Below are 18467 nucleotides of genomic sequence, written 5' to 3'. Positions count from 1 at the left end.
TAATAATTTAACTTTTATAAAAAATACTTCCATGTTTGTGTTTAAAGGTTTTAAAGCTAGATTTTGAGGCGTTTTCTAGTATAACTTTTGCTTTTGCATAAGTCGTAATTATAGAATTTTTAGCCATAATTTTATACAATTTTTGAAAGTAAGATAGATTCCAAAGTTCGCCATTATATTCTTTTGAAAAGGCATCTTGAAACACAATATTAAAGAAATTAGGCTCAAAAGATACTATAAAATCTAGGGCATTTCCATGCAAAAAATATAGAATCTTCTCATTTTCTTTATAAATTCTATTTTTTATAAGTTCATTAATTACTATATTAGAATTTTTGATATTTTTATAGTTAAAATCTAGCAAATTTGGTAATATCATATCAATTTCAGGTGAGTAAATTTCCACATTTTTAAAATGCTGCAAGGCAAGCAAGGCATTAAATCCCAAGCCAAAACAAATATCTAAGATTCTAATTTTTGAATTATTAAATTCAGTATATTTTTTAGCTAAAGTTTCAATTTTCATAATATTAGATTCTATATCATCACTTTTATTAGAATCTAAAAAAGTATTAATATTGGTAATCTCATCTATAAAGACATTATAATTTATAGAATCTAAACTATCAAAATATTTCAAAAATACTAATGCTGGTAAAATATGCTTTATCATACTCTCACTATAAGCCCCAAGACTTTTGCAATGATAGCTTTGCTTATATTTCTCATTATACGCGCTAAGGCTTAAATCCGCTCCTTGCACAATATGCAACTTTTTATTGATACTATCATTTAGCAAACTTTCATTCATATTTAAATTACCTTTTAGAATCTAGCCTAGGATGTCGCGTTTGCCCTTGCTGTTTGGAGCGGAGAGAAAGCCCTCTTTTTCAAGTTGCTCGATGATATTTGCGGCTTTATTAAAGCCTATGCCAAGTTGGCGTTGAATGTAGCTAATGGATGTTTTTTGGTCGCGCATAATCACTTGCTTTGCCTGTGCTATCAAGTCGCCACCGCTACCTCCGCTGCTAGATTCTATATCGACTGCCACGCTATCCTCCTCGATAAATCGGCTGTCATAATTTGGCTCACGTTGCTGCTTAATAAAATTCACAATATCCTCAATCTCGCCCTCGCTAACCCACGGCGAATGCACTCGCGAAATGCCCTGCGGCGAGACAAAAAGCCCATCGCCATTGCCCAAAAGCCGCTCTGCCCCACTTGTGTCAATCACGACCTTAGAATCCACCATATTTCCCACGCGATAGCTAAGGCGCGCGGGCAGGTTCGCCTTTAGCGTGCCTGTGACGACATTCGTGCTGCTGCGTTGCGTAGCGATGATTAGGTGCATCCCAGCGGCGCGTCCCATTTGCGCGATTTGCGTTATCGCACCCTCCGCTTCCTTGCCACCTGTCGCCATTAGCTCGGCTAGTTCGTCAATTATTATCACAAAATAGGGCATTTTTTGGCTTGCGTCTATCATTTTTTCGTTATAAGTGAGAATAGTTTTTGTTTTCTGCTCTTTTAAAAGTTCATATCGTTTATACATTTCCTCAACTGCGACGTGCAGGGCTTTTATCGCAGCTGTGGGCGAATTTATAATAGGCGTGATAAGGTGCGGCAAGTCCTCATAAGGCGCAAACTCGACCTTTTTTGGGTCAATCATTATAAGCTGGAGATTTTCAGGGCTATTGCGATAAAGCAGCGACAAAATAAGCGTATTCACACCGACACTTTTCCCGCTGCCTGTGGTCCCGGCAACTAATAAATGTGGTAGCTTGGCTAGATTTTCAATCACAGGGCTACCCATAATATCCTTGCCAAGCACGATAGATAGGGCATTCTCGCTCTCTTTAAAGGCACTAGATTCTAAAATATCACGCAAGTAAATTGTTTGGGCTTCATTATTTGGAATCTCAATACCGATTACATCCTTGCCAGGAATTGGGGCTTGAATGCGGATATTACGCGCTTTTAGCGACATCGCTAAATCATCTTGTAAGCCTAGCACCTTATTGACCTTGACATCGGCTTCAGGGCGAAACTCAAAAGTGGTCACCACAGGACCTAAAAACACGCCGACAATGTCGCCGCGGATTTTGAAAACTCGCATTTTGGCAAGTAGATTTTCAATCTTAGAATCAATCTCGCTATCATCGATACTGCTTTGATTTTTAGGCTCTTGAAGTAGCGTAATGGGTGGCAAGATGTAAGGCTCATTTATTATGGAATCTGTAATTTTTTGGGGTTCTTTGGGTTTTATGTTTATTGTGTTTATTGTGGTTGTTTTGTTTAATGTTTCTAGTGGTTCTTGGGGTTTTATTGTTATTTGGCTTTCTTGCGGATTTATCGTTGTTGTGGTTTCTTGGGGTTTGATTCTAATTTGTGGTGTGTTTTCGTGGTTAGTATCTTTTATTTTTATAATGGTGGAATCTTGCGTTGTAGATTCTATATTTTGGGGTTGTGTGTTTTGATTTATAGAATCTTTTAGGCTTAAAGTTATAGAATCTGTAATATTTTCTTTATTAGATTCTATATTATTAGTGCTGTTTTGCGTTTTAACTTGCGTTGGTTGCGGTGTTTGCGTTTTGTTTATAGAATCTAGATTTGGAAAAGTTGGATAAGTTTTAAAAGTTATAGAATCTGTAATATTTTTAGATTCTAAGTTATTAAAAATAGGCATTGTTGGAATTTCATTTGGGAGATAAAAGCTAGGTTGTGTTGGTTGTGGATTTGTAGAATCTGTTTTTTTAGAATCTTGTATGATTTGAGTTTGCTTTGTTGATATGGAATCTTGCGTTGCGTGCGTGGTTTGAGTAGTTTGCGATGGTGTAGAATCTTGGTTTATTTGCGTGGATTGTGTGGGCTTTATTTGTATAGAATCTTGCGTGGTTTGCATAGTTTGTGAATCTTTAGAATCTAAATTTATAGAATCTGTTTTTATGGAATCTGTTTTTATGCAATCTTGCAAATTCGTTTCATTTTCTATCTTTTGCCAAATATTAATATCTTTAGAATCTTCTTTAGATTCTATATTTTCTAACTTTATATTGTTATTAAAACTAGATTCTATAACTTTTTGCTTAGAATCTAAATTATTAGAATCTTCGCTTAAAATATTAGGAATTTCAATAATTTCAATATTATTAGAATCTTTAAAAGTTTCAAAATTACTAACTTTTTTAGATTCTATATTGTCAATATTATTGAGTGGCATAATGATAATTTCTTGCTCAATCTCTTCAAATTGCGGCGTTATAGAATCTAGTTGCGGTTTTATAGAATCTAGTTGCGGCTTAGTAATCTCTTGTATCAAAACCTCGCTTGGCGCGGCATTTTCCACAATATTTATAGGACAAGAATTAGCTACATCGCTAGGGCTTTGCGTAAAATTTTCTTGCGACGCTTGCAAATTAGAATTAGATTCTATATTTTCTAACTTTTCTTGTAAAATACTATCATTATTTGGAGTTTCTTTTATAGAATCTACTTTATCATTTTCTCTAGTAAAATCCATATTCATAACTTTATAGCTTGATTCAAGTGGCATATTGCTTAATTTTATTTTTTTATTTTCAATAATTTTTGCTCTATTTTCACTAGATTCTATATTAGATTCTATATTATAAATATTAGAATTTTCTTTATTGTTTTGCTCTATATTTTCAAAGTTTTCACGTACCACAGGCTTTATAAATTCCGTGCTGTTTTCTCTTAATTCAGCAATAAAATCTTTTTTCTCACTCACCTTACTTCCATCTTTTGTTTTAAGAGTGATTTTTAAGCCATCATTGCTTTCTAAATTGTTAGTTAAAATAGAACTTTCTTCTTTTTTAATTAGATTTATTTGATTATTCACTTCTTTTTGTAGATTTTCCATATTATTAGATTCTAAAGTTTCATTTTTACTAACTTTTTTAATAGTAATATTACTACTATGCTCATTATTTGTCTTTGGAGTATCCTGCCTTAACCACTCCTCTTTTATCGCCAAGCTTTTAGGGCTAACAAAAGATTCTAACACATTATGATTTTTAGAATCTTTTAGCTTAATAGTTACATTTTCTTTAGTTTCGCTAAACGCAAAGTTATCATCACTACTTAGCTTTATATGTGTATTTGCCTTTTGAAATCTTTGTAAAACATCCTCATTTTCGCTCTCATTTTTGGGCGAAATATGCCTAAAATTATCATTTAAATAGCTAATTTTTGTAATATCAATATGTGAATTTTGGCTAGAACTTTTTACACTATTAGTTTTAAGTTTTATAAGGCTAGATTCTAAAGCATTATTAATTGTAGAATCTAAAGTAGCATTTTTATCCAAATTTTCTAACTTATTAGAATCTTGCAAATTAGATTCTAACTCGCTAGAATTTTTAGGCTCAAAAGTTTCATTATTTATAACTTTAGATTCTATATTTACATCCGCATTCAAATTAGAAGACAAATCAGTCTCAAACGCCGTATTTTCCGCCCCTTTTGGCATTTTAGCAAAGCTATCAAGTGGCGGCTCGACAAGTTCGCACTCAAAGGTATATTTGCTCTTTGGCATCGTTACAATCTCGCTATACTGCAGGTTTAGCATTTTTTTATTCGCGCGCTGCAAGTAGTCCATATTAAAATCCACATAAATATCTTTTAGCTTTTTACCAGCTTCTTTTAGAAAAGTGCCTAAAGAATTTTTAAACATTTTATTTGTGCCTCCTAAATATTGCAAAATATATAACATTTCCTTTTGAGAAATTAGAAAAAGTGAAACTATTACGCCCAAAAATGCCAAAGCAAAAACGCCATAAATTTTTATAAATGGCTCTAACAAATCGCATATAAAAGTTCCAAAAAAGCCAACTTTAAAAAGCAAAGCCTGAAAAATAAGTAATGAAATAAATAACAAAATATACCCAAAAGTTAGCCTAACTTTTCTAAAACTATAGCTTGTATCATCATAGAATCTATACACCACAATTAGCAAAAGCGGCAGGTAAATATACGCTAAATAGCCAAAAAGCCCTACATTGAAATTCGCAAATTCACTACCGAAACTGCCTATTTTAAAGAATCTATTGCTAAGATTTTCACCGCCAAGTGCCGCAGCATTCAGCCTTTCAGGACTTACATAGCCAAAAATCGTGGCAATCCACAAAAATAAAATCACCGCACTCAAAAATACAAAAAAATACGCCTTTTTTATGTGAAATCCTTTTCAAATCTTGTGTAAATATAGAATCTAAACGCCCGCAAATTTAAAAAAATCTTAAAAAATGTTTCTTTTTTGCTAAAATTATAACAAAAATTTACGATTATTAAATGTTTTTAGCTTTTTTTAAGTATCATTAGCTTTTTACTTTTGTTAAAATCTTGTTTAGAATCTTAAATCGCAAAAAGATTCTAAGTCGCAAAAAAGATTCTAAAACGCAAAAAAGTAAGGGAATTTAGGAGAAAATTATGCACGGAAAAATAACGCGATATACCGCTACGACAGGCTCTGGCGTCATTATGAACGCTTCAAAAAAGATTTTTGAGCTGAAAAAAGAGAGTTGGCATGATGGGCGAAATCGCCCCGCTGTTGGTATGTATGTCGAGTTTAGGACGAATGATAGCGGCGTTTTGGTGACTGATGCACACGCGTCAAAGTATCAGGATTTCCCGCCGGATGCGTTAATTCGCGAGATTGACTTTTGGAAAAGTAACACTGATGAGGAGCTTAAAAACAAAGAAATTGAGCTGCGGCAAAAGGAGATTCAAAAGGTTTTCGCCCAGACGAATTATTTGAAGTTGCAAAGCATTGAGATTACGCGTAGCGTGCAGGATTGTATTAAGGAGTATTTTGCCCTAGAATTGCGGAGCGTGGATTTCCTTAAGGAAGTCGATGTAGCCGCGATTTCGCCGCTTATAAATTATGGAATCTGTAAGCGATTTTTAAGCAAAGCCTTAGACCACCTTATTTTTAGCGATAGGAAATTGACGATTGATATGTTTGCGGAGTTTCAATCCCGACTTGGCGCGTTAGAGTATTCGCACAATTTTTTCTCCAAAAATGAGGTAAATCCAGAGCGCGTGTATGAGGAGATTTTCCTTGAGTATCAGTTTAATTACAAGGGGGCGGTGCGCGCGGCAAATGGGATAAAAGAGCGTGTTTTGCAGCTGCAAAATAAAATCCGCGTTAGCAGTCACGAGCTAAAAGTGCTAAGAACGCGACTTGATGCAAAAAGGGGCGATGAGGGGGAGCTGAAAGAGAAAATCGCGCGCATAAGGGCAAACACGGATAAGGCGCACGAAGAGGTGCAAACACTGCAAAAGGCGTTAGAAAATTTAGAGAATCTTTGCAAGACTTTCGCGGAAAAAAACTTGAAAATCTTTGAAGCCGTTTTCCGCAAAACGATGAATACACTGCGTGAAAAGACCGAAGAGGCGCTAAATGTGACCGCTACACAGCTTGATAATCAAATATGGGAAATGGGTATGAAGTCCGTGTCCATCCGCAATGTTTTTTTTAAACACAACATAAATGAGCCATATTGTATGATGACTTTTTTGGGGCAGACGGTTAAAAAGCTTGATAAAAATAAGATTTCTGCTAGCAATGAGCAAGCGATGTATAAATATTATATGAATCATCAAGTGAAATATGTCAAAAAATTCCTAATTTTAACTAATCAGCTAAAGGTTGAAATCACGGTCAAAATCGATATTATGAGTCGCAGTAAGAATAATAATGTGGTGATTGCAAAACGCGATTCGCAGTTTTTCGTGGCGGTTAATAAAGAAAAGTTTGAAGAGATTTACATCGACCCAACTAACCTAGATAGAAACGCCCTGCAACGCCTACTAAATGACACAAAAGAGTCAAAATACAACAAAGACCCAAAAATCATCATAATCCCAAAAGACCAAATCGCAAATATGAAAGAGTAGGATTTTGTCTTAAGGAATTTTATCTTATAAAAGGAGCGGAGATGAGACATCATAGAGTGTTAAGTGGCGAATCTTATGAAGCGCAAGAAATTCGTAAAAATCCAAAAAAAGATTATTTTCTGCGAGATACTAATGCGTGGGTTAGCGCTCACGTGGATGTCATCACAGGCAAGGTGCTGTATTCTTATGATGGTATGACTTTTAAGATATGCAGTTTTGATGATTTTTTCTACAAAATGAATGCGGTGCATGTGGAATAGATAGAAATATCGATTTTTTTAAATATTTTAGTGATATTAAGCGAAATGTGCGAATATCATTCTTAAATTCCACAAACACAAAAGGACAAAGATGAAAACATACAACATAGCCGTGCTAAAGGGCGATGGGATAGGCGTAGAGGTCACAGAGCAGAGTTTAAAAGTGCTAGATTCTATAAGCAAAAAATATGATTTGAAAATACAAACGCAGGAATTTTTAGTCGGCGGAATTGCCATTGACAAAGTGGGAAACTCCCTGCCAGATGAGACAATAAAAGGCTGCAAAAGTGCGGATGCCGTGCTATTTGGTGCTATCGGTGGTCCTAAGTGGGAGAATTTGGAAAATGATAGCCCTGAAAAAGGTTTGCTGCGATTGCGTGAGAGCTTGCAAGTGTATGCGAATGTCCGCCCTGCCTTTGTTTTTGACGCTTTGATTGATGCGAGTAGCCTTAAAAGTGAAGTGATAAAAGGCGTGGATTTGGTGGTCGTGCGGGAGCTAATTAGTGGGATTTATTTTGGTAAGCCGCGTGGCATTGAGGTGCGAAATGGCGAACGTGTGGGCTTTAACACGATGGTTTATACCGAGAGTGAAATCCGCCGCATAGCCCACTACGCCTTTAAACTCGCGCAAAATCGCCGCAAAAGTGTCTGCGTGGTCGATAAGGCAAATGTGCTAGAAGTTAGCCGTCTGTGGCGTGAGGTTGTTAGCGAGGTGGCGCGGCAATACGCCGATGTTTCGCTATCCTATCAGTATGTCGATAACGCCAGCATGCAGCTTATCCGCAATCCAAAGGGCTTTGATGTGATACTTACAAATAACCTGTTTGGCGATATTTTGAGCGATGAGGCTAGCCAGCTAACAGGCTCTATCGGGCTTTTGCCTAGTGCTAGTGTGGGCGAAAAGTTCGCGCTATATGAGCCAATTCATGGCAGTGCACCTGATATTGCAGGGCAGAATTTGGCGAATCCTATGGCAAGTATCTTAAGCGTGGCGATGATGTTTGAGATTAGTTTTAAGGAATTTGAGATTGCCCTTGATATTCGTAAATGTATAGAATCTATTTTGAATGAGGGCGTGAGAAGTCGCGATATAGCGAGTTTTGGTGCAAAAGAGATTCTAGGATGTAGGGAAATCGGCGACCTTGTGGCGGATAGAATCCTGAAAGGATAGATTCTAAAAGTTATGAAATATATAATAAAAGTATAAGGAAAATTATGGAATCTACAATATATCTAGCCGGCGGATGCTTTTGGGGCGTGCAGGGCTATTTTGACAATCTTAAGGGTGTTTTTCAAACTTGCGTGGGTTATGCAAATTCGATTGTGTCAAATCCTACTTATGAGCAGGTTTGCAGTGGAGAAACGCAGGCTAGTGAGTGTTTAGAAGTGATTTTTGATGATGAAATTATTCCGCTTTTTGTAGAATCTAAGGGTGAAATTAAAAGCTTTGCGGACATGCAAGATAGTATTTTGTTAAGATTTCTTAGCATTATTGACCCTTTTTCTATAAATCGGCAGGGCAATGACATCGGCACGCAATATCGCAGTGGCATTTATACAATAGATTCTAATTCTCTTAAACAAGCACAAAATTTTATAAAAACGATTAATAAATTATATGGAAAGCAAGTCGCCATCGAAGTTTCACCCTTGCAAAATTTCTACAAAGCCGAAAACTATCACCAAAAATACTTACAAAAAAATCCAAATGGATATTGTCACATCGACATTTCAAAAGCTAAAAAACCTTTATTGGATTTTTTTTAACATAAAAAACTTGCAAATTATCAGTTACTTAAAAATTATAGAGCCAAGGCGCAGGCAGTTGCTACCATTTTTAAGGGCGATTTCATAATCGCTACTCATTCCCATTGATAGCGTTAGAGTGTTAGAATCTATTTTATCTGTCATATTAAGCGTTTGTGAAATATCTATGCTTTTAGAATCTAAATTAGTTTCTGGCGTGTTGTTTTTAGAATCTTTAGATTCTATCTTGCTAATTTCATCAAAAAGCTGATTAGTAATATTGAAACTTTTATCGATTAAAGTTACATTATTTGTATTTGCACCCATACACATAAGTCCATTTAATAGAATATTTGGGCAAGTCTCTTTTATTTGTAAATAAGATTCTATAACTTTGCTAACTTCAAAGCCTTGCTTAGAATCTTCATTTGCGGAATTAACTTGTAGTAGGGCTTTTATTTTTTTATTTTGCTTTATAAGCCGCTTTTGCAAAGCATTTGCAAGATTAATTGAATGCAAAGAATGCAAAAGCTCGATGTTAAGATTCAGTAAAGAATTGATTTTATTTTCTTGCAAATGCCCGATAAAATGCCACTTTATTTTTTTTAATTTCTCTTTAGATTCTATAAAATCTTTAGAATCTTTGTCATGTTGAGCCTTTGGCGAAACATCTACATTATTAGAATCTAAACTTAAACTATCCTTAAAATTTTTTTTATTTTCAAATTTATCCCCTAACTTTTCCCCACTAAAAGTTTCATATTTCCTAACTAAATCTTGCACTTTATTCTCGCCAAACTCAAATTGTCCCGCTAAAAAAGCGTCAAAAATTTCACTAACATTACTATATTTACTAACCGCGACTAACCTTATATTTTGCTTAAGATTATATTTTTCTTTGCAAATAGTTATAGATTCTAGAACTTTTCTAAGATTATCTTTTATCATAAAAATCCTTAAAATTTTTGTATTATAATATTAAAAAAGTTTTAAAATATGGAATCTAATATGAAAAAAATTACAAAATCTAAGGGCAAAAAAAACGTGGAATCTAAAAAAGATTCTAACAAAAACGCTAAAATAAAAAAAATAAACCCCGTATTTATCATAGCCGAGCTAAGTGGCAATCACAACAATGACTTAAATATCGCTTTGAAAAGTGTGGAAGCGGTCGCAAAAAGTGGCGCTGATGCGATAAAATTTCAAACCTACACGCCAGAATGCCTTACGCTAAATTGCAAAAATGAGTATTTTAGAATTAAGGATGGGCTGTGGAAAAATGCGTATTTATGGGACTTGTATGATGGCGCTCAAATGCCTTGGGAGTGGCATGAGAGGCTTTTTTTGCTTGCAAAATCTTTGAATCTAGTTGCGTTTAGTAGCCCTTTTAGCGTGCGTGGAGTCGAGTTTTTGGAGAAATTTGACTGCCCTATTTATAAAATCGCAAGCTTTGAAGTTATGCACACACCGCTACTTCGCGCCATTGCGGCGACTAGGAAGCCTGTGATTATTTCACTTGGCGTGGCTACTTTGGACGAAATAGATTTTGCATTAGAAATATTGCGTGATAGCCCGAGTATTACGCTACTTTACTGCATTTCGCAATATCCAGCCAAAATTAAAGATGCCCATCTTTCAAATATAATTAAAATCAAAAAAAGTTATCAAAAATATAACATTAAAGTTGGCATTAGCGACCACACACTAGGGCTTTCAGTGCCGATATTTGCGAGTATTTGCGGGGCTAGTGTGATTGAGAAGCACTTTATTTTGGATAAAAATTTGGGTGGTGTAGATTCTGCATTTAGTTTAGATTCTAATGAGCTTAATATGATGGTAAAAAGCGTGCGTGAAGTGTGTGAGCTAGCTAGTGATTTTGAAACTATTAGCTTTAAAAGTAATGAAAATAGTAATGTTATAGAATCTAGAATTAATTTTAAAAAAAATACAAGTGAAATTATAGAATCTAAAATTATAGAATCTAAGTCACAAAAAAAAGATTCTAATATGATAGAATCTAAAAACATTATAGAATCTAAAAAACCAAAAAAAGGTCGCGAGTTTGCGCGCTCTCTTTTTATCTCAAAAGATGTAAAAAAAGGCGAAATTCTAACCTTAGAAAACATAGCCGTAGTCCGCCCCAGCAATGGTTTAAGCCCTTTGCTTTTAGATTCTATACTAGGTTTAAAATTCGCTCAAAACTTAAAAGCAGGCACACCATTAAAAAAAGAGCATTTTGGGTGAACAATAAACTTTTATCTTAAAATTTGTAATATCTTACAAATTCAAATACTGCATAATAACTTCTGTGTTGCTACCTTTTTGCGTAAAAATAAGCACATAGCGAGAAATTCCACCACTATAAATAATCCAAAATCTATCATTTGCCCTCTCATTCACAATATATTCCTGCTTTTTGGTATCAAAATTTTGAAAAATATAGTGTAAGGTATTTTGTTTTCCATTTATATTAAAAGTCTCGCTAGAAGTTTTCTGTGGCATATTTTCACTTAGCAAAAACTGCGAGAAATTCGCCCTAATAATGTGATAGCTCTGCGTTATATTCGCATTTTTAATAAAAATCTTTTTGCTACCACTATTATTATTGCAAGTAAATGGCAAATCACCTACTTTTTGTCCGTGAAATCGCCCATTTTGCAAAGGACCAAAAACAAGGCTTCTATCAGGTGGAAAGCTACAAAAATCAATAAATTCTAACCCGCTTTTAGAATCTAAATTTATCTTTGTGGTGTCATAAGTTTGTGCGAATGCCTCTGTAAAAAAGCTCTCTCTTTTACTAATCATATCTGCGTATTTAGCGTAATTTTCCGCACTTACAACGCCCAAAAAAGTAAGTAAAATCAAAAGATATTTAAGCATATTTGTCCTTTAAATGTTTATAAAATTCTAGATTCTATAATTTCAATCATACCTTTTCCAAAAGGTTCTATCAAATAAATCAGCGTCATTCAAAAGGGCTTCAAAAGGGCGAAAGCGATATTTATAGCCCATTGATTTATGATTTTTTATCCAGTAGCCTGGGTAGAAATATTTTAAGCCTAGTTTCCTTGATAAATTTAGCAATAATAGAATATTTAGTGTGCCTAAGCTATATTTTTCATAACTATGGTCGTAAAAAAAATAATTCGCACTAAGGCTATCTTGCACGATGTCAAAGTAACTCACGCCGATTAAGCCGCCATCGCGATACATACACATCTCATAGCCAAAGACCTCGCTGCCTGCCACAAAGGAATTTGTATAGCGCGCAATGTCGATATTATTGACACTCCAGCCCTTTTTATCCGTCATTTTATTGTGATATTTCACATACAAACTAACCCTTGCTTCATTTGTCAAAGGACGGCGAATCTGCGTAAAAGTCTCAACATTTTTTTTTAAAACCTGCCGCATATTTTTGCTAATCTCAAACTCTTGCACAAGCTGACGAATCGTTACGCAATCCCTGCAGCTAGGGCATCGCGGCACAAAATAATACTCGCCAAAACGCCGATAGCCACGCTCAAGTAGCCCAGCATAAAAGTAGGGCGTGCAATCTTTTATGCCTAAATAGCGAAATTGACTTGCGCGATTTTCATAATATGAGCAAGGATGAACTTCACTTAAGAAATCAAAAAATTCCATTTTTTATAACCTATCGTTTAAAAAAGTTCAATTTATTATAAGTTTTTATAGCGACAAGATAGAAAATGGGCATATTGAATAAATTTAGCGATAATTTGATGATTAAATCCGCCAAAAACATCATAAAAACATCGTGGTAAGGCAGCACCAGCACGAATGCGACATGGAAAAATATGAATGTATCGACAAATTGACAAATGCCGCTATTTACGCCATTTCGAAGCCACCAAAGTCGCGGATATTTTTGTTTCAGCTTAAAAAATACAATCACATCAAGGAACTGAGAAGTAAAAAACGCACACACGGAAGCTACGGCAATATAAGGATTTGGCGCGATAATAATGGAAGGAAGGAAAGCAAGCAAAAGCCCGATACGCAGGGCTTTCAAAACATCTTTACGATTAAATTTCTCACTCAAAATATCCATTAGCAAAAACGAAATAGGATAGCTAATCGCGCCATAAGTAATGTGGCTGTAAATGTCCATCGCAAGGTAGGTTAGCGTGTTACTCGCCTGGCTTAAATCAACTTGTGCGTCAAAGATTCTAAAGCCGACTAGATAATTTGACGCGATAATGATAAAGGCGAACGCAAAAGCAGAGATATATAGCGTCTTATCCGTCATTGTTTTTTCTTTTTTGGGTGTTTGGGTTTGTGTGTTATTTTCTTGCGTATTTTCTTGTATTTGCATATTTTGTCCTTTAAAATATTATAGATTCTGTAATTTTTTTAGAATCTAAATTATGAAATTTTGTATTTTATAGAATCTAACTTTCAATTTATCTAACTTTCTCATCGCGATTTCACCTTATCTAGCTCTGATAATTTTAGCGTAAATTCCACTTCGCTCTTTGTAATGCGTAGCTCCTTTGCAATCGCATCAGTGGTGTAGCCATTTTGGAATAATTCTAGAATCTGCTTTTCATTTCGCTGCTGTGAAGGCGTATTAAAATGCCCCAAACTACGCAAACGCTCCTCTAAAACTAGAATCTTATCCTCAAAATATTCCCTATCGCTTTGCAGTCCATGTTGCAACGAAATTATATCCGCCTTAGCCTCTTCAATCCCACGCAGCAGCTCTCTATCTTGCTTTACACCGCTATCTTTGGGCTTTTTATCATTATCGGTAATCCACTTTTGAATCTTGTAAATCTCCTTATTCACATCCTCGATACTATGCTCTAGCTGGGCGATTTTGCGCGCTGTATCCTTCTCTTTCATACTCATATAAAGTAGGATAATGATAATGATTAGTATAAAAAGCCCCGCGACAATCACGCTCATCATTTCATAGCTGATATTTAGCATATTTAACATCGTATCATTCATATTTTTCCTTATAATTTTTGTTGCTTTCGTGCTTTTAGCATTTCGCGTTCGACTCCTACGATAAATGCGTCATAGTCTTTTAAGTCGCGTTCGCCTATTTTGCTTATTTCTAGCACATTTTCTTCCCTTGCGATGCAAAAAAGTGGGATACATCTAACAGGGAAAATGGGCAAGTTTAATCGTGCATAATATGCGGCTTCTTTTTTTAATTTTATATTAGATTCTATATTTTCTAATTTTTTAGAATCTAAATTAGGATTTTGCAAACTAGATTCTATAGAATCTTCATGCGATATATTAGAATCTTGCGACTTAGATTCTATAGAATCTAATTTTTTAGAATCTCCTAAAATAATTATCCCATGCCCTAGCCTACTTGTGTGCGTTTTATATTTCAAAGGGATATATTTATCCGCATTATCGCCACTTATTAGATTCTCAATATGCTCTAACTTTTTAAAGATATGCACGAGCATTTCACCGATTATCACATTACTCGCGCCACACTTGCACTCGCCACTTTTTGCATGCAAGGAATGCAGCCACTTTTCAATGGAATTATTATGCAGCTGCGTTAGCTCATTATACTCCTGCAGGGCTTTAAGCTGAATGCTGTCATCTAATTCCTGAAATTCTATTTCTAATATAGAATCTACTAAGCGAGTTTCAAAATCCATAACTAATACCTTAAAATACTATCAAAAATTATAAATGCTAAAAATACAAAACCCAAATATCCATTCGTAGTAAAAAATGCCCTAGGAATATTTTTAAAATCACGTGAGACCAAATAATGCTCATAAACTAGCATTCCTGCGGACACGATAAGCCCTATAATAGCAAGATTATGCGTTGGCGAAAATCTCAAAAATAACGCCCAAAAAAACACCGCAAAAATATGAAAAATACGCGAAATATGCAGCGAATTTTCCACGCCAAAACGCACAGGAATGGAATATAAATTATGCTCCTTGTCATAATTAATATCCTGCAGCGAGTAAAGAATATCAAATCCAGCCACCCAAAAAAGCACGCCTATACTAAGAAAAATGCACCATAAATGTAGCGTGCCGCTCACCGCAATATCGCCCGCAATAGGGGTTAGTCCAAGCGAGACGCCTAAAACCACGTGTGCAAGGTAAGAAAAGCGTTTCATAAAGCTATAAACGCCTAGAATCACAAGGAAAGGCACACTTAAATAAAACGCCAAATCATTGATAAAATAGCTCGTAAGCACGAACGCAGCGGCATTTATCACGCAAAAGGCGGTAAGAGTGGGGGGCGAGACGCGTCCATCGACACTTGGGCGATTTTTTGTCCGCTCATTATCAGAATCGATGTCCCTGTCACACAGGCGATTAAAGCCCATAGCAAAATTTCGCGCAGTAATTAGCGAAATAGCACACAAAATAAGCGTTTTAAACCCAAAAAACGCGGTATTATTAACCTGCACAGATGACACAATCATGGCAATCAAAATGAAACTCGCGCTAAATATCGTGTGATTAAACATCACCAACTCGCTAAAAACTTTCATTTTTTGCTTAAAAGATTCTAAATTTAATGTGAAACTCGCCATAAAAACGCCCTATTTTTAACCCTTTTAATGTTAAACTAACCTTAATAACGCCTGAAAACGCCCTAAATTCTGCCCTAGATTCTATAAAATAAAACTGCAAATAAAAAAGGTATTTTGAAACCTTAACTATAACTTAAATTTGCTTAAAAATCAAGTGTTTTGTAATTTTACTTACATAAATTACAGAATCTAAAGGAACCAACTATAATGTACTATTTTTGTAGTTAAATGAAATACACATAATTTTTGGTAAAATTTGCACAAAACTAAGAGGTAGATAATGATTTTAAACGCCATAATGCTTGCATTTCGCCAGATTTCTAGGAATTATTTAAGGGCATTTTTGACAATGCTTGGCATAATTATCGGGGTAGGCTCTGTGATAATCATGCTTGCTTTAGGCAATGGCACGACACAAAAGGTGCGCGCGCAAATCGCAAGTCTAGGCAGCAATCTAGTGATGGTTTTCCCCGCGCGTGGCTTTAATACAGGCGGTGGCTCGATGAGTAAAAAATTCACACAACAAGAGGTCGAAACGCTTCGCCAACGCCTACAATACGCCCAAAAAATCGCGCCTGTGGCAAGTTCGAGCGCTACCGTGCAGTATAGCGGCGCAAATACGCAGACGACAATTAATGGCGTGACAAATGATTTTTTTAGCGTTGGTGGCTGGGAAATGGCGTTGGGTAGGGAGTTTGCAAGTGATGAGGCAAGTAAAAATGTTTGCATTTTGGGGCAATCTGTGCGTTCAGCTTTGTTTAAAAATGAGAATCCACTTGGAGCAAAAATAAGAGTTGGCAAGTCGATGTGTGAGGTGATAGGTGTGCTAAAGCCCAAAGGACAGGGCGGTGGCGGCAATGACCAAGATGATATGGTGGTAATGCCATTTAAGACTTTTTTAAGAGATATTTCAGGAACTACTAGCATTTTTAATATTAATCGTGTGATGATTTCGCTCAAAGATGGCGTAGATTCTAGCGTGGCAGTGGCTAAAATTAAGGAGATTTTGCGTGATTATCGCAATATAAAGCCCGGGCAGAGCGATACTTTCGACATCATGGACACCAAAGAAATCGAGGAGCGGCTTACTTCCACGACTAAGATTCTAACGATTTTCCTTAGTGCTACAGCGGGCGTGAGTCTCGTGGTGGGCGGCATTGGCATTATGAATATTATGCTTGTTTCAGTCACTGAAAGGACGCGAGAAATCGGCACGCGGCTAGCCATTGGCGCGTTAGAGAGCGATGTGCTGCTGCAGTTTTTGATAGAATCTGTCGTGGTGAGTGCGATTGGCGGCATTATTGGCATCGTGCTGGCGTTTTTTATCTCGCTTATTGCGGCGCATTATATGGATATTCCTTTCGTTTTTGATGTGTGGGTGGCACTTGGGGCGTTTGGCTTTTCGGCTATTGTGGGCGTGATTTTTGGGTATTTGCCCGCAAGGCGTGCTTCACGTCTTGACCCTATCGAGGCGTTGAGATATGAGTAAAATATTACTATTTAAAATTGTTAATTATCAAATACATCATAATATGTTTTTAATCTTTTAAAATATTTTAAGTAAAATTTTGTTTTAAAATATTAATGACAAGGCAAAAAAATGACTTATAATACAAAAAATCTAGTTCTTATTTTCTTGTTTTTTTACTTTTTAGAATCTAAATTGAATGCTGATGAAATGATAAAATTTAATGAAAATCCAAAGAATTATAGAGAAATAAAAAAAAATAGTATTGAATATAACATACAAGAAAATGTGAATTTGTGGGAACAAGAAAATGCAAAAGTTGATATTTTAAGAGCTGAAAATAATAACATTTCAAAAAATAATTCGCAATCTAGTCTAGATTTTATAAAAAAAGATTCTAAAAATAGTAATATTGTAGAAAAAAATCCAGAAAACATGGAATCTAAACCACAAATCACTCAGCAAAATTCTGTGCAATCTAGTGATACTAAAGATATATTGGAAGAAAGTATACAGAAAAACAAACAAGTGGAATCACATAAAGATTCACAAGAAAACAGAGGATTTATAGAATCTAAATTACAAGAGCAATATCCGTATACTAAAGATTCTAAAAATATGGAATCTAAGAGCCAAAACACACAGGATTTAAGGACAGATTCTAAAATTATACCAAAAGAGTTAAGTAGCAAAGAGCAAAAAAGAATAGAAAAAGAGCAACTTAATGCTTTAAAAAAACAAGAAAAACTAATAAAAAAAGCCGAGAAGAATAAAGCACATATCACAAGTGGGAAAAATATACAAGAAGTAAGATTGAAACGAGATTTTGGCATTTTAGGTAGCACGATAAGTTTGGGAATAAATTACGAAATGCTAGGCTTAAAAGTTGCTTGGCTAGCTCAAAATACTGCTACGCCACCACAGACACAAACTTTTTCAACAAATATAAATTTACAAAACATAGGACTTACTTGGGGCTACCAGTTTGTAGGTCGTAACATTCATCTTTTGACTGATACGCGACTAAATCTTAGTTATAATCTTATCAAAAGTGACCAAGACATCCTAATATCCGCTGACCAGCTCTTTGGCTATTATTTTCCTTTTAATTCATTTAGTGGTGTTGCTTTGAAAGCTGGAGCCACTTTGGGCTTTAGTTTTGATAGCAAAAAAATTACTGAGATAATTGAAAATAAGGCATTTGGTCCAACTACCAGTCGTGATATTTTAACTTTTTTTGGAGTTGGTAGTAAGGTGGGTTTAGAGATAAATCTTACACGTTTTAGCCTTGGAACATATTTTATGTATTATCATTTTTATATGGCAACCTTTGAGAATCTAAGTGATAATTTTATTCCGTTTAACTCCAACGCAAATGCAAAAAGTGGTGGATATGGCTTTCAGGCAATACTAGTTTATAGATTCAAGAAAGTAAACAATCTTTTACATGAAATACACAAATAATGTAATATTTTTCAAATATTTTACAAATTCAAACAAAGATTCTATAATTACAAATTTT

The 18467-nt window shown here is 35.2% G+C and carries 17 protein-coding genes; 7 read left to right on the top strand and 10 right to left on the bottom strand.

Annotation, left to right across the window (positions count from 1 at the left end; translation table 11 throughout):
• Positions 1 to 7 precede the first annotated feature (7 nt).
• Together LS64_RS01770 and LS64_RS01765 are read right to left on the bottom strand one after the other, a co-directional pair.
• A complete protein-coding gene (locus tag LS64_RS01770; protein ID WP_052062474.1) occupies positions 8 to 811 on the bottom strand; it encodes an MnmC family methyltransferase in 804 nt (267 codons plus the stop codon).
• Positions 812 to 832: 21 nt separating this feature from the next.
• Positions 833 to 5158, bottom strand: a complete 4326-nt coding sequence (locus LS64_RS01765) for a DNA translocase FtsK 4TM domain-containing protein (protein ID WP_238699460.1) — start codon at positions 5156 to 5158, stop codon at positions 833 to 835.
• Positions 5159 to 5448: 290 nt separating this feature from the next.
• On the opposite strand from LS64_RS01765, the gene LS64_RS01760 reads away from it, so the two are divergent.
• From LS64_RS01760 to msrA, 4 genes are all read left to right on the top strand, one after another.
• Positions 5449 to 6918, top strand: coding sequence for a hypothetical protein (locus LS64_RS01760; RefSeq protein ID WP_118949256.1), 1470 nt, complete (start codon positions 5449 to 5451; stop codon positions 6916 to 6918).
• Between the two features lie 41 nt (positions 6919 to 6959).
• Positions 6960 to 7178, top strand: coding sequence for a hypothetical protein (locus LS64_RS01755; RefSeq protein ID WP_034572622.1), 219 nt, complete (start codon positions 6960 to 6962; stop codon positions 7176 to 7178).
• A gap of 91 nt (positions 7179 to 7269) precedes the next feature.
• Complete coding sequence (gene leuB, locus LS64_RS01750) at positions 7270 to 8349, top strand: 3-isopropylmalate dehydrogenase (protein ID WP_034572619.1); 1080 nt, start codon at positions 7270 to 7272, stop codon at positions 8347 to 8349.
• A gap of 44 nt (positions 8350 to 8393) precedes the next feature.
• On the top strand, positions 8394 to 8945 hold the full coding sequence (gene msrA / locus LS64_RS01745) for a peptide-methionine (S)-S-oxide reductase MsrA (protein ID WP_034572617.1): 552 nt from the start codon (positions 8394 to 8396) through the stop codon (positions 8943 to 8945).
• Between the two features lie 24 nt (positions 8946 to 8969).
• Here the strand turns inward: msrA and LS64_RS01740 are convergent, their stop codons facing one another.
• A complete protein-coding gene (locus tag LS64_RS01740; protein ID WP_034572613.1) occupies positions 8970 to 9872 on the bottom strand; it encodes a YggS family pyridoxal phosphate enzyme in 903 nt (300 codons plus the stop codon).
• 60 nt (positions 9873 to 9932) lie between these two features.
• Here LS64_RS01740 and pseI point away from each other — a divergent pair, with 60 nt between their 5' ends.
• Positions 9933 to 11168 (top strand): pseudaminic acid synthase, encoded by a 1236-nt coding sequence (gene pseI, locus LS64_RS01735; RefSeq protein ID WP_081948348.1) that lies wholly within the window; start codon positions 9933 to 9935, stop codon positions 11166 to 11168.
• Between the two features lie 33 nt (positions 11169 to 11201).
• Here the strand turns inward: pseI and LS64_RS01730 are convergent, their stop codons facing one another.
• The 7 genes from LS64_RS01730 to LS64_RS13520 all read right to left on the bottom strand — a co-directional run bounded on the left by LS64_RS01730 (position 11202) and on the right by LS64_RS13520 (position 15577).
• The gene (locus LS64_RS01730; protein WP_034572610.1) at positions 11202 to 11804 is read right to left on the bottom strand and encodes a hypothetical protein; all 603 of its coding nucleotides are present in this window, start codon (positions 11802 to 11804) and stop codon (positions 11202 to 11204) included.
• Between the two features lie 42 nt (positions 11805 to 11846).
• Positions 11847 to 12569 (bottom strand): arginyltransferase, encoded by a 723-nt coding sequence (locus LS64_RS01725; protein ID WP_034572607.1) that lies wholly within the window; start codon positions 12567 to 12569, stop codon positions 11847 to 11849.
• A gap of 10 nt (positions 12570 to 12579) precedes the next feature.
• Positions 12580 to 13260, bottom strand: a complete 681-nt coding sequence (locus LS64_RS01720) for a queuosine precursor transporter (RefSeq protein WP_237416251.1) — start codon at positions 13258 to 13260, stop codon at positions 12580 to 12582.
• Positions 13261 to 13361: 101 nt separating this feature from the next.
• Positions 13362 to 13898, bottom strand: a complete 537-nt coding sequence (locus LS64_RS01715) for a helix-turn-helix transcriptional regulator (RefSeq protein WP_034571443.1) — start codon at positions 13896 to 13898, stop codon at positions 13362 to 13364.
• An 8-nt stretch (positions 13899 to 13906) separates the two neighbouring features.
• Positions 13907 to 14575, bottom strand: coding sequence for a hypothetical protein (locus LS64_RS01710; protein WP_034571441.1), 669 nt, complete (start codon positions 14573 to 14575; stop codon positions 13907 to 13909).
• A gap of 2 nt (positions 14576 to 14577) precedes the next feature.
• Complete coding sequence (mqnP, locus tag LS64_RS01705) at positions 14578 to 15477, bottom strand: menaquinone biosynthesis prenyltransferase MqnP (protein ID WP_052062445.1); 900 nt, start codon at positions 15475 to 15477, stop codon at positions 14578 to 14580.
• Positions 15443 to 15577, bottom strand: coding sequence for a hypothetical protein (locus LS64_RS13520; RefSeq protein ID WP_272916608.1), 135 nt, complete (start codon positions 15575 to 15577; stop codon positions 15443 to 15445). The genes mqnP and LS64_RS13520 overlap by 35 nt, the downstream gene beginning before the upstream one ends.
• Before the next feature lie 180 nt (positions 15578 to 15757).
• Here LS64_RS13520 and LS64_RS01700 point away from each other — a divergent pair, with 180 nt between their 5' ends.
• On the top strand, positions 15758 to 16966 hold the full coding sequence (locus tag LS64_RS01700; protein ID WP_034571440.1) for an ABC transporter permease: 1209 nt from the start codon (positions 15758 to 15760) through the stop codon (positions 16964 to 16966).
• A 111-nt stretch (positions 16967 to 17077) separates the two neighbouring features.
• On the top strand, positions 17078 to 18409 hold the full coding sequence (locus LS64_RS01695) for a hypothetical protein (protein ID WP_034571438.1): 1332 nt from the start codon (positions 17078 to 17080) through the stop codon (positions 18407 to 18409).
• The last annotated feature ends 58 nt before the right edge of the window (positions 18410 to 18467 follow it).

It is taken from the genome of Helicobacter saguini (assembly GCF_000762875.2).
In the GTDB taxonomy this organism is placed as follows: Bacteria; Campylobacterota; Campylobacteria; order Campylobacterales; family Helicobacteraceae; genus Helicobacter_A; species Helicobacter_A saguini.
The sequence above is the reverse complement of the archived record's forward strand: the minus strand, read 5'-3'. Positions and strand labels throughout refer to the sequence as shown.

Excerpts from the sequence above, each read along its gene's own strand:
- LS64_RS01770 (WP_052062474.1), bottom strand. The coding sequence starts at position 811 with ATGAATGAAAGTTTGCTAAATGATAGTATCAATAAAAAGTTGCATATT.
- LS64_RS01760 (WP_118949256.1), top strand. The coding sequence starts at position 5,449 with ATGCACGGAAAAATAACGCGATATACCGCTACGACAGGCTCTGGCGTC.
- LS64_RS01755 (WP_034572622.1), top strand. The coding sequence starts at position 6,960 with ATGAGACATCATAGAGTGTTAAGTGGCGAATCTTATGAAGCGCAAGAA.
- leuB (WP_034572619.1), top strand. The coding sequence starts at position 7,270 with ATGAAAACATACAACATAGCCGTGCTAAAGGGCGATGGGATAGGCGTA.
- msrA (WP_034572617.1), top strand. The coding sequence starts at position 8,394 with ATGGAATCTACAATATATCTAGCCGGCGGATGCTTTTGGGGCGTGCAG.
- LS64_RS01740 (WP_034572613.1), bottom strand. The coding sequence starts at position 9,872 with ATGATAAAAGATAATCTTAGAAAAGTTCTAGAATCTATAACTATTTGC.
- pseI (WP_081948348.1), top strand. The coding sequence starts at position 9,933 with ATGAAAAAAATTACAAAATCTAAGGGCAAAAAAAACGTGGAATCTAAA.
- LS64_RS01730 (WP_034572610.1), bottom strand. The coding sequence starts at position 11,804 with ATGCTTAAATATCTTTTGATTTTACTTACTTTTTTGGGCGTTGTAAGT.
- LS64_RS01725 (WP_034572607.1), bottom strand. The coding sequence starts at position 12,569 with ATGGAATTTTTTGATTTCTTAAGTGAAGTTCATCCTTGCTCATATTAT.
- LS64_RS01720 (WP_237416251.1), bottom strand. The coding sequence starts at position 13,260 with ATGCAAATACAAGAAAATACGCAAGAAAATAACACACAAACCCAAACA.
- LS64_RS01715 (WP_034571443.1), bottom strand. The coding sequence starts at position 13,898 with ATGAATGATACGATGTTAAATATGCTAAATATCAGCTATGAAATGATG.
- LS64_RS01710 (WP_034571441.1), bottom strand. The coding sequence starts at position 14,575 with ATGGATTTTGAAACTCGCTTAGTAGATTCTATATTAGAAATAGAATTT.
- mqnP (WP_052062445.1), bottom strand. The coding sequence starts at position 15,477 with ATGGCGAGTTTCACATTAAATTTAGAATCTTTTAAGCAAAAAATGAAA.
- LS64_RS01700 (WP_034571440.1), top strand. The coding sequence starts at position 15,758 with ATGATTTTAAACGCCATAATGCTTGCATTTCGCCAGATTTCTAGGAAT.
- LS64_RS01695 (WP_034571438.1), top strand. The coding sequence starts at position 17,078 with ATGACTTATAATACAAAAAATCTAGTTCTTATTTTCTTGTTTTTTTAC.